A 242-nucleotide genomic window follows, 5' to 3' on the forward strand; every position below is an offset into this window, starting at 1 on the left:
TCGCCACCAACGGCTACCGCCAAGTCTTCATCACCGGGCGCAGCTTGGCCCGGGTTCAAGAAACCGCCGCTCAGCTCGCGGCTCAGACCAAGAAACAGGTATTTTCGCCGCTGGAGCTGGAGCTGGAGCTGGACGAGCCGACCAGCGTTCAATCCGCCCTCGCCGAGCTCGAAAAGCGAGGTCAGCCGATTGATTTTCTGCTGCTCAATGCCGGAATGGTCCCAGGTAAGCAGCGGGTGATC

Annotated in this window: 1 protein-coding gene; it reads left to right on the plus strand. The window is 61.2% G+C overall.

Going from position 1 to position 242, the window contains the following annotated elements; genetic code table 11:
- The coding region (locus AB4Y42_RS44755) for a hypothetical protein (protein WP_368697956.1) at window positions 1-242 on the plus strand (242 nt) is incomplete at both ends.

The organism is Paraburkholderia sp. EG286B (assembly GCF_040965655.1).
GTDB lineage: Bacteria > Pseudomonadota > Gammaproteobacteria > Burkholderiales > Burkholderiaceae > Paraburkholderia.